The following is a 14,770-nucleotide window of genomic DNA, read 5'->3' as shown; positions in this document are numbered from 1 at the left end:
GACCTCGGCCGCTCCGCGGCCGCCACCGAAGACGCATGACCACGAGGGGGTCAATTTTCGGCCGTCGCTAGGGGGTCAACTTTGGGCCGTCGTTGACAGTCTCCGGCGTTCGTCGCGCTCACGACACCGGCATCGGGCCCGCCGGCGAGAATGCGGGTGCCGCGGAGTGCAGTGCAGCGGGGGCCCGGTCGTCGGGATGACGCCTCAGATCGGCAGGCGGCGAGCGCGGTCCGGCTCGGGGGCCGACCCCGAGCCGGCCGGGAACGACACCCCCGCCAGCTGCTCCGACACCTGCCAGATGCGCCGCGCGTCCTCGGCGCTGCGCAGGCGCCGGTAGACCGCATGCTCGGCCGGCGCCCCGCTCATGTGCCCGAACCGGCCCGGCCCGTAGAACCGGCCACCTCCGGCGGCCGGCGACGTCGCGGCCAGCAGGGCAGGCAGCGCAGCGGTCTCCGGCGTCCCCGCGATCCCCCACCGCGACAGGCGGCGGATCATCCGGATCTCGCGCGACTCCTCGGCCCGTCCGATCTCCGGCCGGGACGCGAGCAGGTTCGTCGGCGCGATCCCGGGGTGCGCGATGTTGCTCGTGACGCCCCAGCCGGAGGCCTTGCTGCGCCGGTCGAGCTCCATCGCGAACAGGCCGACGGCGATCTTCGACGAGCTGTAGGCCCGGAACGGGTCGTAGGAGCGCTCCCACTGCAGGTCGTCCCAATGCACCGCGCCGCGGTTGGCGGCCACGCTCAGCTGCGTCGTCACGCGCGCCCGCCCGGCCCGCAACAGCGGCAGCAGCCGGGCGACGAGCGCGACGTGGCCGAGGTGGTTGGTCCCGAACTGCAGCTCGAACCCGTCGGCCGTCGTCCGGCGCTCCGGCGGTGTCATGACGCCGGCGTTGTTGACCAGGACGTCGATCGGTCGGCCCTCGCTGACCAAGGCGCCGGCGAAGGCGGCGACCGAGTCCAGCGACGCCAAGTCGAGCTCGTGCAGGGTGACGCTGGCCCGCGGCACCCTGGCCCGGATCTCCGCGGCCGCTGCCCGGCCTTTGCCGTGGTCGCGCACCGGCAGGACGAGGTCGGCGCCGGCGGCCGCCAGGCGGCGGGCGATCACCAGGCCGATGCCGTCGCTGCCGCCGGTGAGCACTGCACGCTTCCCCGACAGGTCGGGGACGGTGATGTCGATCGTGCGGGCCATCGCTGGACTCCTGGGTTCGAGTGGTGCGCTGATCGCGCCGTGGCACCACCGTCGCCGGTCGCGGCGCCGGTAGGCAGGGCCTGCCGATCCCCCCGTCCGAGCCGCCGAGAGGGGGATCGGCAGGCCGTGGTTCCGCCCCCGGAGTGCCGGTAGACACAGCACCACCGGGCTCGACGGGGCCGGCGGAACGCACACCGGGAGGACCGCACATGGCGATCGATCGAGCCGGGCTGGCCGCGTTCCTCCGCCACCGGAGGGAGTCGCTGCAGCCGGAGGACGTCGGGCTGCCCCGGGGGCCGCGGCGCCGCACCGCCGGGCTGCGCCGCGAGGAGGTCGCGGCCCTGTGCCACATGTCGACCGACTACTACACCCGGCTGGAGCGGGAGCGGGGCCCGCACCCCTCGGCGCAGATGATCGCCTCCATCGCCCAGGGGCTGCACCTGTCGCTGGACGAGCGCGACCACCTGCACCGGCTGGCCGGGCACCAGCCGCCGCCGCGCGGGGAGACCAGCGAGCACATCAGCCCCGGCCTGCTGCGGATCTTCGACCGGCTCGGCGACACCCCCGCCGAGATCGTCACCGAGGTCGGCGAGACCCTGCGGCAGACGCCGCCCGGGATCGCCCTCGTCGGTGACGCCATGCGCTACACCGGGCCGGCCCGCAGCCGGGGGTACCGCTGGTTCACTGACCCGGCGGCCCGCACGCTGCACGTGCCGGAGGACCACGCGCACCTGTCGCGCACCTACGCCGCCGGGCTCCGCGCCCTCGTCACCATGCGCGGGCCGGGGTCCAAGCCAGCGCAGCTGGCCGAACTGCTGCTGGCCCGCAGCGAGGAGTTCCGCTCGCTGTGGGAGGTCCACGAGGTCGGCATCCACCTCGACGAGGTGAAGCGCTACCAGCACCCGGAGGTCGGCCGGCTGGAGCTCAACTGCCAGACGCTCGTCGACCCGCACCAGGCCCACCGCCTGATGGTCTACACCGCGGCGCCCGGCACCGAGAGCTACGACAAGCTGCAGGTGCTCGCGGTCATCGGCGCCCAGTCCCTCGCGCCGTCCTGACCCGTCCCGGCAGGAAACCGCCGCCCACCTCACCGGCCTGGCCCCATGGGGTGAGGGCCGGCCCCGAGGCGGGTCCGGTCCGGCTCGGCGCGGTCCACCCTGGACGCATGACCTGCGACGACTGCCTCGAGCTGGCCGACTTCTGCCGCTGCCACTCCCGGCCGTGGTGGCGCCGGCGCAGCTGACGCCTGCTCACCCCAGGGCGTCGGCGACGACGTCGGCCAGCACCTCCGTGCCCTCGGCCGAGGGGTGGGTGCCGTCGTCGCTCATCCCGTCGGCGAAGGTGCCGTCCGCATCGGCCAGCGGCGTCCAGAAGTCCAGCAGTTCCACGCCCTGCTCGTCCGCCCACGCCTGCAGCCGTTCGTTGAGGGCCGCCGTCTCCTCGGGGAACTCGTCGCTGGGGGGCAGGGTCGCGAAGACGGGGGTCGCCCCGCCGGCCTCGATCTCCTCGGCCATCCGCGTCAGGTTCCCGATCGTGCCCTCGGTCCGCCCCTGGCGGACGTCGTTCGTGCCGGCGAGCACGAGCACCGTGGCCGGGCGCGGGTCGAGCGCCTCGGGCACCCGCGCGAGGATCTCGTCGCTCCGCTCCCCGCCGACCCCGAAGTTGCCGCTGTAGGTCACGGGGGAGTCCTCGCGGCAGCCGAGCACGTCGATGTACGAGTCGTCGACCCCGATGGGGAATACCCCGACGTGGCTCCCGGCGGTGATCGAGTCGCCGAGGGCCACGGTGCCGCCCGGCTCGTCGGACGCCGACAGGAAGCACTCGAAGTGCAGGACGGCGTGGGCCACCCGATTACCGGGGCTGTTGTGCACGAACGCCGAGGCCGCCAGCGCCACGGCCAGCACCACGACGCCGGCCAGCACGACGCGCCCCCGGCCCATTCCCCGACCGTAGCGACCACCCGGCGGGCCCCGCAGACACCTGTGTGAGTTGCGTAACCGCAGGTCGGCTCGCGCGTTGATCCGCGCACACCGCCCCCACCCGATCTGGAGGAGACGTGCGCCGTCTCGCTACCTGCATCCTGGCCGCCGTCGCGGTCCTCACCGGCGTCGTGGTCGCGCCGTCGGCCCAGGCCGCGCCGGCCCCGGTGCGCTACGTCGCCCTGGGTGACTCCTACAGCGCGGCCTCCGGCGTCCTGCCGCCGGACCTGACCGCGCCACCGCAGTGCCTGCGCTCGACCCGCAACTACCCGCACGTCATCGCGGCGGCGATCGGCGCCCGGCTCACCGACGTCACCTGCGGCGGCGCCGACACCGGTGACTTCTTCGCCGGGCAGCACCCGGGGGTGGCCCCGCAGCTGGCGGCCCTGAGCCGGGACACCCAGCTGGTCACCATGACCATCGGCGGCAACGACAGCGGCGTCTTCATCAACTCGGTGCTCGCCTGCAGCAGCGCCGGCCTCGCCACCCTCGGCCAGGGCAGCCCGTGCAAGGACCGCTACGGCAGCTCGTTCACCGACACCGTGCGCAGCACCACGTTCCCGGCGCTGGTGGAGGCGCTCCGGGCCGTGCGGGCGGCGGCGCCGAGCGCGCGCATCGCCATCCTCGGCTACCCCTGGATCGTGCCGGCCAGCGGTGGTTGCTTCGACCGGATGACCATCGCCGAGGGCGACATCCCCTACCTGCGCGACCTGCAGGCGACCCTCAACGACGTCGTGCGGCGGGCGGCGTCCCTGTCCGGCGTCACCTTCGTCGACCTCAGCCGCGCCTCGGACGGCCACGACGCCTGCCAGCCGATCGGCGTCCGCTGGGTCGAGCCGGTCCTGCAGGGCCTCAACCCGGTCATCGTGCACCCGAACGCGCTCGGCGAGGCGGAGATGGCCGCGCGCACCATGGCGGTGCTGCGGCTCGACCGCCGCTGAGCGGCGTCAGCTCGGGACGGCGCCCAGCTCCGGCTCGGACGCCCGCCCGTTGCCGTGCCGCCGGGCGAGCCGGGCGGCCGTCGGCGTGGCGGCGTACCCGTTGGTGAGCCGGGCCCGGGTGACGAGCGCACCCGCGCGGTGGGCGGCGATCGAGTGCAGGACCTCCTCGAACGGCGTCTCGACGACGTAGTGGGTGCCGTCGACGAGGTGCACCACCGTGTCGGGGTCGCGCTCGATGCGCTCGATCAGGTCGGGGTCGACGGCGAAGTGCTCACCGTTGCGGCAGCTCACTGCGATCACGGGGCGGGTCCTCTCGCACTCGTCGGCCCGGGGACCGGTGACCCGGTCCGGACGTCGGTCCGGCACCGGGACCATCGGCATCCCGCGGCCGGGGCTGGAGGACGCCGGGCCGGATGCCCCCGTTCGGGTGACCCGCTCAGAAGCCGAACAGCAGCCCCAGCCCGCCGAGGGTGAACAGCACCATCACCACCACCAGCGGGAGCTGGTCGGAGGCCCGCGCGTGGCGCGCCGAGAGCAGGGCCCGCTCGTGCGCCAGCGCCACGCCGACGACGTGGCCGGTGATGATCGCCCCGACCTGGACCAGCGCGATCGCGTCGGAGCCGACCGCGGTCAGGTCGACCCGGTTGCCGTACGTGCCGAACAGGTCCACGCCGGCGACGCCGAACGGGTTGCTCAGCAGGATCCATGTGTGCTGCCCGTCGAGCAGCAGCAGGCTGAAGTAGTGGGCCACCGTGTAGCCCAGCGCGATCGGGATGACCGTGGCCGCGTACCGCCCCGGCTGCACCCCGGGGGCCTGGCCCGCCAGTCGCCCGGACAGCCGCGTGCCCAGCGCGTACAGGGCGGCGACGACGCCGATCGAGGCGAGCAGGCCCACCGTGCCGGAGAGGGTGTCCCCGGCCGCTCCCGGGCCGGTCTGCCACCACACGGTCCGCGAGAGCCCGTCGAAGGCGGTCGAGCCCAGCAGCACCACGACCAGCGCGGTCAGCCCGGGCTCGGCGGGGGTGGCCAGCGCGCGGGCCAGCGGGTTGCGCAGCACCAGGCGGCCGTCGTCCCGCCGTCCCCACGGGGCGAGCCGGGCGATCAGCGTGGAGTAGGCCTCGAAGCCGTCGCCGCGGGCGAACCAGCCCTCGCCGAACCACAGCGACAGCGCCACGTGCACCACCGCGTGCAGCAGCAGGAAGACCGCGACGGTGATCGGCTCGGCGCGGCCGGGGAAGACCAGCTCGAGCCAGACGAAGGCGAGCAGCGACGCGGCGGCGGGCCACACCCCGAGGGCGGGCAGGCGGGCCGCACCCGGCGCGGCCGGCGCCACCGGCCGCAGCAGCCGGTGCAGCAGCCGCAGCGGGTTCGCCGCCCGCCAGACCGGGCCCAGCAGCAGGCTGGCCGGCACCAGCCCCACCCAGAAGGTCACGTACAGCACCCACGGGGCGAGGTTGCGCGAGGTCTCGGCCGGCCCCAGGAGCGCGGCGGCGACGACGAGGACCGCCGCCGCCAGCGCGGCCGCCTGGAGCCCCCGCCGCAGCGGCGCGCCGTCGAGCACCCGCTGCACGCCGGCCGGCAGCGGGCGCCCCGAGGCGGGACCGCCCAGCCGGGGCGTGCGCCAGAACAGCAGGAGGACGGCGAAGCTGACCAGGATCACCGCCCCCGCGCCGTAGAGCGCGAAGCCGATCGGGATCGGCAGGTCCGTGCGCGAGCCGACCCCGTGCGCGAGGACGCTCACCCGACCTGCAGCGTCAGCAGCACCGTCCCGGCGTCGTGCAGCTCCAGCTCGAAGACCCCGGGGATCGTGGCGTCGAACGCGAGCTCCGCCGGCTGCCCCGGCACCAGGGCGGCCAGCACGTCGTACCCGTGCAGGTGCGCCTCGTCGGCGACGTCGGAGGTGACGACGACGGTCACCGGCTCGCCCAGCGGCACCGGCACCCGGCCGGTGTCGCCGGTGACCCGGCCGCCGGCGAACGCCACCTCGATGCGCCGGCCGGCGGCCTCAGACGGCGTGGGGGAGGTGTCCGCGGTAGAGGAGCTCGCGGCCGGAGGCGTCGTCCCCCGGGTGGATGCCGCGGGAGCGGCGGTGCCCGCGCAGCCGGCCAGAGGCAGGGCCAGCATCAGGACGGCGGCGGCCGTGCGGCGGGGGCTCACCGGCGCACCGCTCCGGCCGTCGTGACCTCCGCGGCCCTGCGCACCGGGGCGCCGGGGGGTGGCTGGACGGCGGCGCCGCGGCGGGCGTGGCGGCCCACCCCCCAGGCGAGGGCGGCGACGAGCGCGAGCGTGCAGGCCAGCACCACCAGGTTGGAGACCAGCCACAGGCCGCCGCCGCTGTCCTTCAGCTCCCGCTGCAGAATGTCGATCTCGGGGATCGCGCTGCGGGTCATGCCGTCCTCGGCCGGGATCTCGTCGGCGGGGATCGCGTCGTCCTGCGGCAGGTAGACGGGGAACGCGGTGAGCACCCGCCCGTCGTGCACGCGCAGCAGCGTCTTCCACGTGCCGTGCAGCGGCACCGGCTCGGTCGTCCGGTACTCGCCTTCGCCGACCCGCTCCAGCGGGGTCACGACCAGCCCCTGGCCCTGCCAGGCCGTGATCTGCACCCAGGCGGGGTCGTCCACGAAGCCGGCCGGGTCCAGCCGCACCCCGACGTGCGCGGTGCGCGGCTCGGCGGTGACCTCGTCGATGGTGAAGGTCGCCTCGACGTCGTCGGGGACGGTGGCGACCAGGCCGTTGGCCACGGCCCCCGCGAGCACCGCGAGGCAGGCCAGCAGCACGCCGCGGGCGACGGCGGGGCGCGGCAGCCGGCGGCGCAGGCCGCTGGCCAGCAGGGCGCCCAGCAGCGCGCCGGCGACCCCGCCGGCGAGCGCCATCAGCGTGCCCTCGACCAGGATGTCGCTGCCCCAGCTGAGCTCCTGGACGACGTGGGTCCAGGCCGCCTCGGTGGCGTGGCCGACGGTGCCGATCGCGACCCCGGCGACGGCGCCGAACAGCAGCGGCCGGCGCGCCGGCGGCAGCGCGATCGCCACGAGTTCGACCGCGATCGCCGAGCCGAGGTAGAGCGGGAACGTGGGGGTGATCTCGCCGAGGCCCGGCCCGACGACGAGCGCGATCGAGCCGCGCACGACCAGGAAGAACACCGTCGCGGCGAGCGCGCCGCCGCGGCCCATGAACATGCGCGCGGCGACCAGCGCGATGCCGGCCGCGCCGGCGATCATGAACGGCTCCAGCACCAGCCGGAACTGGGGCACGTCGAAGTCGAACTCGCCCTGGAACACCGACATGCCCAGCAGCAGCCCGCCCATGGCCGAGGCCTGCCGGAGGAACCGCGCGGTGCGGCCGGCCTTCCGGTCGCCGTCGCTGGAGAGCCCGCCGTGCCCCTCCTGCTCGAGCACCAACAGCCCGACGATCGACAGGCCGGCGCCGCCGATGAGCATCAGGTGCGTCGGGCCCCAGAGGGTGACGTCCTGGCCGAACATCCGGTGCCACACGTCGTCGAGGGGGAAGCCGAGGAGGGCGTAGAAGCCCGCGGCCGTGAGCAGGATGCCGCCGATCGGGACGTCCCAGCCGCGGAAGAAGCGCACCGCCGCGGGGCCGGGCCGCTCGTCGAGCGGCATGGCGCAGGCCAGCACGCCGCCGGCGAAGACGCCGAAGAGGCCGAAGAGGATCAGGTAGTGCGCCGGGTTGGCCAGTGGCCCCTCGTCGCGGCCCACGCCGATGTGCAGGGCGATGTCCCAGAGCATCCCGAGCAGAGCGGTCAGCAGCGACACCGTGGTCAGGACGGTCGGCAGGGCGACCCAGCCCGGCGCGCCCGTGGTGCGGCCCAGCCGGTCGCCCACCCGCACCAGCAGGGTCGAGCGCCGGGTGCGGTGCGCGAGGACCAGGGCCAGCAGCACGGCGGTCAGGAGCGCGCCGAGGCCCGTGGCGAGGACGACCTCGCCCAGGGCGGCACCTCCTGCCGGACGGGTCTCGGCGGCGAGCAGCACGGTGTCCCTCCCAGGCATGTGCCTATGTAACACGAGTAACGGTTACATCGACAAGTGTCACATGCAAGACGTCGCCTACCGTGTGCGGACGACGGAGAGGAGCCACGTGAGCACAGCCCCGCCCGAGCCCGCCGGCGAGGACGAGCAGGAACTGACGGTCGACGAGCTGGCGGCCCGCGTCGGGCTGACGGTCCGGAACGTGCGCGCCTACGCCGCCCGGGGCCTGCTGCCGCCGCCGCGCATGGCCGGCCGCACGGGCTACTACGGCCGCGGGCACGTCGCCCGGCTGCTGCTGGTCCGGGAGATGCTCGCCGAGGGCTACTCGCTGGCGATGATCGAGCGGACCCTCGTGAGCGCCCCGCCGGCGGCGAGCTCGGCCACCCTCGCGCTGCACCGGGCGCTGCTCACGCCGTGGCTCCCGCCGGAGCCGGAGGAGGCCACGCCCGCGGAGCTCGCCGCCCGGACGGGCGTGCCGATCGACCCCGCACTGGTCGGCCGGCTGGTGGAGCTCGGCATCGTGGAGCGGCTGGACGGGGAGCGGCTCCGGGTGCTCGACCCGGCGCTGCTCGTGGCCGGGCTGCAGGTCGTCGGCCTCGGCGTGCCGGCGACGGCGCTGATCGAGGCGCAGGCGCAGGTCAACGAGCACGTGCGGGCGATCAGCCGCACCTACGTGCAGATGTTCGTCGACACCGTCTGGCGGCGCTTCGTGGCGGCGGGCGCGCCGCCCGAGCAGCTGGACGCCATCCTGGACACCGTCACCCGGCTCCAGCCGGTCGCGGCGCAGGCGGTCCTGGCCGCGTTCCGCACCGAGATGGCCGCGGAGGTCGCCGGCGCCGTCGAGGCGGCGCTGGGCGAGCTCGAGGGCTAGCGGTCCGGGGCGTCGCCCTCGGGGAGCTCGTCCCGGGCCTCGGCTGCCGCCTCCCGCGCGCTGATCCGGCGGTCGCGGACGACGGCGCCCGCGACCAGCGCCACCAGCACCGCCGCCGGCACGAAGAAGCCGACGGTCCCGATGACGCTCAGGCCGTCGGTGGCGACGACGTCGTAGCCAGGCACGGCCTCATGTGACACCGGCCGATGTCACGGTGTCAACCGGAGGGGCGTCAGTCGGAGTCGCGGCCCTCGCGCCAGTAGCCCATGAAGGCCACCGAGCGGCGGTCGACGCCGACCTCCTGGACCAGGTGCCGGCGCAGGCCCTTGACCACGCCGGCCTCACCGGCGAGCCAGGCGTAGACCCCAGAGGAGCCCGCGGCGGTGTCCTCGGCGGGGACCTCCCAGAGGATGCCCGCGTCGACGTCCACGTCGGCCAGGTCGGGCGCGGGGGAGGGGGAGATGAGCTCGCCCAGCTCGCGCACCGCCCCGAGCACCGCCTCGGTGAGCAGCCGCCCCCGCGGCGCGGCGGAGGAGCCGTCGGCGGGCCAGCGGGGCAGCCAGGTGATCTCCACGCCGGCCGGGGCGGCGACGTTCAGCGCGTCACCCGCCGTCGGCACCTCGAGCAGGACCTTGGCGCGGCGGCCGGCCGGCAGCCCCTCGACGATCGCGCAGATCGCCGGCACCGCGGTCTCGTCGCCGGCGATCAGCAGGCACGAGGCGTCGGCCGGCGGGTGCCACTCGTAGCCGCCGGTCTCCCCGGGGAAGCGGGCGTTCGGCGCGACCAGGACCACCTCGTCGCCGGGGCCGGCCTGCTCGGCCCAGGCCGAGGCCGGGCCGGTGGCGCCGTGCAGCACGAAGTCGACGTCGATCTCGCGCTGCTCGGACCGCAGCGCGCGGACGGTGTAGGTGCGGATCGGCATCCGGCGCTCGGCGGGCAGGGCACGCCACTCGCCGTACCAGTCCTCGCCGGCCGGGCAGTCCAGGATGCCGCGCCCCGGCAGCGGCAGCAGGACCTTGATCCGCTGGTCGCGGCCGTTGGACGTCAGCTCGTCCATCTCCGGGCCGGTGAAGGTGACCCGCAGGAAGCTCGGGCTCAGCCGCTGCACCCGCGCGACGCGCACCGGGAAGGTGCGGTAGGCGGGGATCTGCGCGGTCTGGACGGTCACGGCGTCTCCCGGGTCGGGCGTGTGGGGCGGCTCGCTACTTAGGCTAGCCTTCCCTGGCTTCCGGCAGTCTTGCACACGGACGCCGGCCGATCCAGACGCACGCCCTCCCCGGGGGTGCGCCCCAGCACGGAGGAGAACGATGACGATGCGCCTCTCGCGCGCCACCGCCCTCGCGGTGGCCGCCGCCCTGACCCTGGCCGCCTGCGGCGGCGGGGACGAGCCCGACGACGGCGCGGCGGGCGGGGCGGCGGCCGATGACGCCGCGTTCCCGCGCACGGTCGAGCACGCCATGGGCGAGACCGTGATCCCGGCCGAGCCCGAGCGCGTCGTCGTCCTGGACACCGGGGAGCTGGACTCGGCGCTCACCCTCGGCGTCACCCCGGTGGGCGCGGTGACCACCGACGTCTCCGAGACCTTCCTCAGCTACCTCGCCGAGGACGCCGAGGGCGTCGAGGTCGTCGGCACGATCGCCGAGCCGAACCTGGAGGAGATCGCGGCGCTGGAGCCGGACCTCATCCTGTCCAACTCCGTGCGGCACGAGGACATCTACGAGCAGCTGGCGCAGATCGCCCCCACCGTCTTCGCCGCCGACGTCGGTGACACGTGGAAGGAGAACCTCCTCCTCGATGCCGAGGCGCTGGGCAGGGAGGAGGAGGCGGCGGAGCTGATCGCGGACTACGAGGAGCAGGCCGCCCGGCTCGGCGAGGAGATCGGGACCGGCACGACGATCAGCCCGATCCGCTTCGTCGGTGGCACCATCCGGGCCTACCAGCCCGACTCGTTCATCGGCACGGTCCTCGGCGACATCGGCCTGGACCAGGTCGAGCTGCCGACGGACCGTCCGACCTTCGCCGAGCTGAGCCCCGAGGAGATCACCCAGGCCGACGCCGACGTCGTCCTGTACTCGTCCTACGGGCCGGTCGCCGACTCCGGCGAGGCCGCGGTCGTCGCCGGCCCGCTGTGGCCGATGCTCACGGCGGTGCAGGAGGGCCGGGCGTTCCAGGTCGAGGACGACATCTTCTACACCGGCATCGGGCTGCGCGCCGCCACCCTGCAGCTCGAGCAGCTGCGGGAGCTCCTGGCCGGCTGATGCGACGAGGGCCCCTCCTACCGGGAGGGGCCCTCGTCGGCGTCAGGGCGTCTCGGTGGCGATCTGCGCGGCCAGGTACTGCGGGGAGCCGACGCGCTCGATGGCGGCCAGCTGCGCCTCGAACCAGTCCGCGTGCTTCTCCTCGTCGAGGACCATCTCCTCGAACACCGACGCTGTGCCGTGGTCGCCCAGGTCGTGGCACTCCTTCGCCGAGGCGTTGAACTGGGCGACGGCGGCCTTCTCGCTGTCGAGGGCCAGCACGAGCATCTCCTCGGCCGTCTCGCCCACCCGGATCGCCCCGAGGCGCTGCAGGTTGGGGTGGCCGTCGAACAGCAGGACGCGCTGGATGAGGGCGTCGGCGTCGCGCATCTCGTCGATGGAGAGGTCGTAGAAGACCTTCCCGAGCTTGGGCAGGCCCCACGCGTCGAGCATGCGGGCGTTCAGGAAGTACGTGTTGGTGACCGTCAGTTCGAAGGTCAGCGCGTCGTTGAGCAGCTCGACGACACGGGGGCTAACGGGCTGCACCGGCCACTCCCAGCTCTCGCTCGGCCGGGTGCTCGGTGGTGCCCCGGCTCGCCACCGGGCAATGCTGGCACACCAGCTCGCGCAGGGAGGTCACGCAGTTGCCGCAGGTGCGCCCGGCACCGGTGGCCCGGGCGACGTCGGCGACGCAGCGCGCCCCGTTGGCGATCGCCTCGAGGACGTCGCGGTCGGTGACCACGGTGCAGTGGCACACGTACATGGAGCGGGCGCCTAACGGGAGACGGCGGGGGCGGCCCCGGCGCAGGCGCCCGGGCGACCCGTGCAGGTTAGCCTGGCCTAACCGCCCGCCGCCAGGCCGGCTGGTCAACGGCCCGGCGCGCGCCCTAGGTTGCCCGCATGCCCGACCTGGCCGCCCGCGCCCGCACCCTGCTGCAGCTGCAGACCGACCCCCGCATCCTCGTCCTGGCCAACGTCTGGGACGTGACCTCCGCCCGCGTCGTCGCCGGCACGCCGGGGACCGGTGCCCTCGCCACCGCCAGCCACGCGATCGCGGCCGCCCACGGGTTCGAGGACGGCGAGCAGCTGCCGCTGGAGTCCCACCTGGACGTGGTGCGGCGGATCAGCGCCGCGGTCGACCTGCCGCTGTCGGTCGACATGGAGGCTGGCTACGGCGACCCGGGCGGGACGACCGCGCAGGCGATCGCGGCCGGCGCCGTCGGCGGCAACCTCGAGGACGCGCTGCGGCCCCGCGACGAGGCGGTGGCCGCGGTGGGGGAGGTGCTCGCCGCCGGGCGCGCGGCCGGCATCGACTTTGTGCTCAACGCGCGCACCGACGTCGTCCTGCTCGCACCGGACGACGCCGACCGGGCGGCGCTGCTGGCGGAGGCGGCGGACCGGGGCCGGGCCTTCCTGGCCGCCGGCGCGGCCGCGGTCTTCGTGCCCGGGGTGGTCGCGGCCGACGAGATCGCCGCGCTGGTCGGGGCGCTCGGGCGGGGGCGGCTGAGCGTGCTGGCCGTCCCCGGCGCCACGCCACCGGTCGCAGAGCTGGAGCGGCTGGGCGTCGCGCGGGTCTCCACCGGCCCCTTCGCGCAGCGCGCCGCGCTAACCGCCCTGCAGGACGTGACGGCGGAGCTGCTCGCGGGCGGGGTGCTGCCCCCGGGCACCCGGATGCTGAGCTGAGCGTGCGGGCGTCCGAGCGGCTGACCTGGGCGGCGGGCCTGGTGGACCCGGCGCCGGGGGAGCGGGTGCTCGAGGTCGGCTGCGGGCACGGCGTGCTGGCCGCCCTGCTCGCCGCGCGGCTCCCCGACGGCGTGGTCGTGGCCGTGGACCGCTCCCCGGCGATGGTCGCGGCGGCGACCGCCCGCAACCGGGCGGCGATCGAGGCCGGCCGGGTCGCCGTCCTCGGCGGGCCGCTGGTCGCCGCGGAGCTCCCCGAGCGCGGGTTCGACGTCGTCGTCTCCTTCGACGTCCGGGCGTTCTGGACGCCACCGGGCGCGGAGTGGGACGTCGTCGACCGGGTGCTCGCCCCCGGTGGGCGGGTGGTCGTCGGCTTCTCCGTGATGGCCCCGGACACCGCGGACCGGGTGCGGGCCGGGCTGCGCGCGGCCGCGGAGCCGCGGGGTTTCGCCGAGCACGCCGTGCACCGGGCGGGGACGGAGCCGCTGCCCGCGGCGGCCGTCGAGTTGCGTCGGGCACCCGGCGGGTAGGAGGCCGACGCCACCGACGAGAGGACACCGCATGACCGACGACCTCATCCCCGGCGACCTCTACGCCTACGAATCGCTGCTGGCCGACGACGAGCGGGCGGAGCTCGCCGGCATCCGCACCTTCCTGGAGGAGGAGGTCCGCCCGGGGGTCAACGCCCACTGGGAGGCGGCGACCTTCCCGATGGAGCTGGTGCCGCGCTTCGCCGAGGCCGGGCTGGTCGGCCGGAGCTACGACACCGAGGGCTCGCCGCGGGCCTCGCGGCTGTTCACCGGGTTCATCGCGCTGGAGACCGCCCGCGTCGACCCGTCGATGGCCACCTTCCTCGGCGTGCACAACGGCCTGGCGATGGGCTCGATCGTCACCCTCGGCTCCGACGAGCAGAAGGCGCGCTGGCTGCCGGGGATGCTCGCGCTGGAGAAGATCGGCTGCTTCGCGCTGACCGAGCCGCACGGCGGGTCCGACGTCGCGCTGGGCCTCGAGACGACCGCGCGGCGGGACGGCGACGAGTGGGTGCTCGACGGCGCCAAGCGCTGGATCGGCAACGGCACCTTCGCCGACCTCGTCGTCGTCTTCGCCCGGGACGTCGCCGACGACTCGGTGAAGACCTTCGTCGTGGAGAAGGGGACGCCCGGCTTCCGCGCCACCAAGATGGAGGGCAAGTACGCGCTGCGCACCGTGCAGAACGCCGACATCACCTTCGAGGGCTGCCGGGTGCCGGCGGAGAACAAGCTCGAGGGCGGCAACACGTTCAAGGACGTCAACCGGGTGCTGAAGCTGACCCGCGGCGGCGTCGCGTGGAGCGCCGTCGGCTGCCAGATGGGTGCCTTCGAGGCGGCGCTGGCGTACGCGAAGGAGCGGGAGCAGTTCGGCCGGCCGATCGCCGGGTTCCAGCTGGTGCAGGACCTGCTGGCGCGGATGGCCGGCAACGTCACCGCCAGCCTCGGCATGGCGGTGCGCGTGGCGCAGCTGCAGGAGGAGGGCGTGTTCCGCGACGACCAGGCGGCGCTGGCCAAGAGCTACGTGACCAACCAGGCGCGGGAGACCGTGGGCCTGGCGCGCGAGCTGCTCGGCGGCAACGGCATCCTGCTGGAGAACGACGTCGTCCGGTACTTCAACGACGCCGAGGCGCTCTACTCCTACGAGGGCACGCGGGAGATCAACCAGCTCATCGTCGGGCGTGCCCTGACCGGGGTGAGCGCCTTCGTCTGAGTGCAGGGGTGCGGCCCGCCCCGCCCCGGGTCAGGGGGGCGGGGCGGGCCGCCGTCTCAGAGGGTGTTGGGTAACCGGCTGACTACTTCTGGTCCTTGAGGTCTTCGGCGAGGCGTCGAGCGGCCTCGGTCTCGATCGGGCCCTCGGGCTC

At 75.0% G+C, this 14,770-nt stretch carries 17 protein-coding genes; 7 read left to right on the top strand and 10 right to left on the bottom strand.

The window, feature by feature from the left end:
* Positions 1-204: 204 nt before the first annotated feature.
* Positions 205-1,188, bottom strand: a complete 984-nt coding sequence (locus tag E9529_RS19095; protein ID WP_236832853.1) for an SDR family oxidoreductase — start codon at positions 1,186-1,188, stop codon at positions 205-207.
* Between the two features lie 209 nt (positions 1,189-1,397).
* On the opposite strand from E9529_RS19095, the gene E9529_RS19090 reads away from it, so the two are divergent.
* Positions 1,398-2,246, top strand: coding sequence for a helix-turn-helix transcriptional regulator (locus E9529_RS19090; protein WP_236832852.1), 849 nt, complete (start codon positions 1,398-1,400; stop codon positions 2,244-2,246).
* A gap of 192 nt (positions 2,247-2,438) precedes the next feature.
* On the opposite strand, the gene E9529_RS19085 is transcribed toward E9529_RS19090, so the two are convergent.
* Positions 2,439-3,128: a GDSL-type esterase/lipase family protein gene (locus E9529_RS19085; protein ID WP_236832851.1), complete on the bottom strand. Its 690-nt coding sequence runs from the start codon at positions 3,126-3,128 to the stop codon at positions 2,439-2,441.
* Between the two features lie 116 nt (positions 3,129-3,244).
* On the opposite strand from E9529_RS19085, the gene E9529_RS19080 reads away from it, so the two are divergent.
* Positions 3,245-4,108 (top strand): SGNH/GDSL hydrolase family protein, encoded by an 864-nt coding sequence (locus E9529_RS19080; RefSeq protein ID WP_236832850.1) that lies wholly within the window; start codon positions 3,245-3,247, stop codon positions 4,106-4,108.
* Between the two features lie 6 nt (positions 4,109-4,114).
* On the opposite strand, the gene E9529_RS19075 is transcribed toward E9529_RS19080, so the two are convergent.
* The 4 genes from E9529_RS19075 to E9529_RS19060 form a co-directional block, all read right to left on the bottom strand.
* The gene (locus tag E9529_RS19075; protein WP_236832849.1) at positions 4,115-4,408 is read right to left on the bottom strand and encodes a flagellar FlbD family protein; all 294 of its coding nucleotides are present in this window, start codon (positions 4,406-4,408) and stop codon (positions 4,115-4,117) included.
* 136 nt (positions 4,409-4,544) lie between these two features.
* Positions 4,545-5,849 (bottom strand): hypothetical protein, encoded by a 1,305-nt coding sequence (locus E9529_RS19070; protein ID WP_236832848.1) that lies wholly within the window; start codon positions 5,847-5,849, stop codon positions 4,545-4,547.
* The gene (locus E9529_RS19065; protein WP_236832847.1) at positions 5,846-6,265 is read right to left on the bottom strand and encodes a hypothetical protein; all 420 of its coding nucleotides are present in this window, start codon (positions 6,263-6,265) and stop codon (positions 5,846-5,848) included. The genes E9529_RS19070 and E9529_RS19065 overlap by 4 nt, the downstream gene beginning before the upstream one ends.
* Positions 6,262-8,112 (bottom strand): hypothetical protein, encoded by a 1,851-nt coding sequence (locus E9529_RS19060; protein ID WP_236832846.1) that lies wholly within the window; start codon positions 8,110-8,112, stop codon positions 6,262-6,264. The genes E9529_RS19065 and E9529_RS19060 overlap by 4 nt, the downstream gene beginning before the upstream one ends.
* Positions 8,113-8,200: 88 nt before the next feature.
* On the opposite strand from E9529_RS19060, the gene E9529_RS19055 reads away from it, so the two are divergent.
* The gene (locus tag E9529_RS19055; RefSeq protein WP_236832845.1) at positions 8,201-8,962 is read left to right on the top strand and encodes a MerR family transcriptional regulator; all 762 of its coding nucleotides are present in this window, start codon (positions 8,201-8,203) and stop codon (positions 8,960-8,962) included.
* On the opposite strand, the gene E9529_RS19050 is transcribed toward E9529_RS19055, so the two are convergent.
* Positions 8,959-9,147: a hypothetical protein gene (locus tag E9529_RS19050; protein ID WP_236832844.1), complete on the bottom strand. Its 189-nt coding sequence runs from the start codon at positions 9,145-9,147 to the stop codon at positions 8,959-8,961. The genes E9529_RS19055 and E9529_RS19050 overlap by 4 nt on opposite strands.
* 47 nt (positions 9,148-9,194) lie before the next feature.
* The gene (locus tag E9529_RS22850) at positions 9,195-10,130 is read right to left on the bottom strand and encodes a siderophore-interacting protein (RefSeq protein ID WP_236832843.1); all 936 of its coding nucleotides are present in this window, start codon (positions 10,128-10,130) and stop codon (positions 9,195-9,197) included.
* Between the two features lie 139 nt (positions 10,131-10,269).
* Here E9529_RS22850 and E9529_RS19040 point away from each other — a divergent pair, with 139 nt between their 5' ends.
* Positions 10,270-11,220, top strand: a complete 951-nt coding sequence (locus E9529_RS19040) for an ABC transporter substrate-binding protein (protein WP_236832842.1) — start codon at positions 10,270-10,272, stop codon at positions 11,218-11,220.
* A gap of 42 nt (positions 11,221-11,262) precedes the next feature.
* Here the strand turns inward: E9529_RS19040 and bfr are convergent, their stop codons facing one another.
* Both bfr and E9529_RS19030 read right to left on the bottom strand, forming a co-directional pair.
* The gene (gene bfr, locus E9529_RS19035; protein WP_236827352.1) at positions 11,263-11,745 is read right to left on the bottom strand and encodes a bacterioferritin; all 483 of its coding nucleotides are present in this window, start codon (positions 11,743-11,745) and stop codon (positions 11,263-11,265) included.
* On the bottom strand, positions 11,732-11,962 hold the full coding sequence (locus E9529_RS19030; protein ID WP_236832841.1) for a bacterioferritin-associated ferredoxin: 231 nt from the start codon (positions 11,960-11,962) through the stop codon (positions 11,732-11,734). Before E9529_RS19030 ends, bfr begins: the two co-directional genes overlap by 14 nt.
* Positions 11,963-12,099: 137 nt before the next feature.
* Between E9529_RS19030 and E9529_RS19025 the strand changes: the two genes are divergently transcribed.
* From E9529_RS19025 to E9529_RS19015, 3 genes are read left to right on the top strand one after another with little or no spacing between them, the layout of a single operon-like run.
* Positions 12,100-12,882: an isocitrate lyase/phosphoenolpyruvate mutase family protein gene (locus E9529_RS19025; RefSeq protein WP_236832840.1), complete on the top strand. Its 783-nt coding sequence runs from the start codon at positions 12,100-12,102 to the stop codon at positions 12,880-12,882.
* Positions 12,883-12,884: 2 nt separating this feature from the next.
* Complete coding sequence (locus E9529_RS19020) at positions 12,885-13,409, top strand: class I SAM-dependent methyltransferase (protein ID WP_236832839.1); 525 nt, start codon at positions 12,885-12,887, stop codon at positions 13,407-13,409.
* Between the two features lie 31 nt (positions 13,410-13,440).
* The gene (locus E9529_RS19015; RefSeq protein WP_236832838.1) at positions 13,441-14,619 is read left to right on the top strand and encodes an acyl-CoA dehydrogenase family protein; all 1,179 of its coding nucleotides are present in this window, start codon (positions 13,441-13,443) and stop codon (positions 14,617-14,619) included.
* Positions 14,620-14,770: the final 151 nt, after the last annotated feature.

Origin of the sequence: Blastococcus sp. KM273128, assembly GCF_021698975.1 — a bacterium.
Lineage (GTDB): Bacteria > Actinomycetota > Actinomycetes > Mycobacteriales > Geodermatophilaceae > Blastococcus.
Note: the sequence above shows the minus strand (reverse complement) of the source record. Positions and strands in the feature narration are given on the sequence as shown.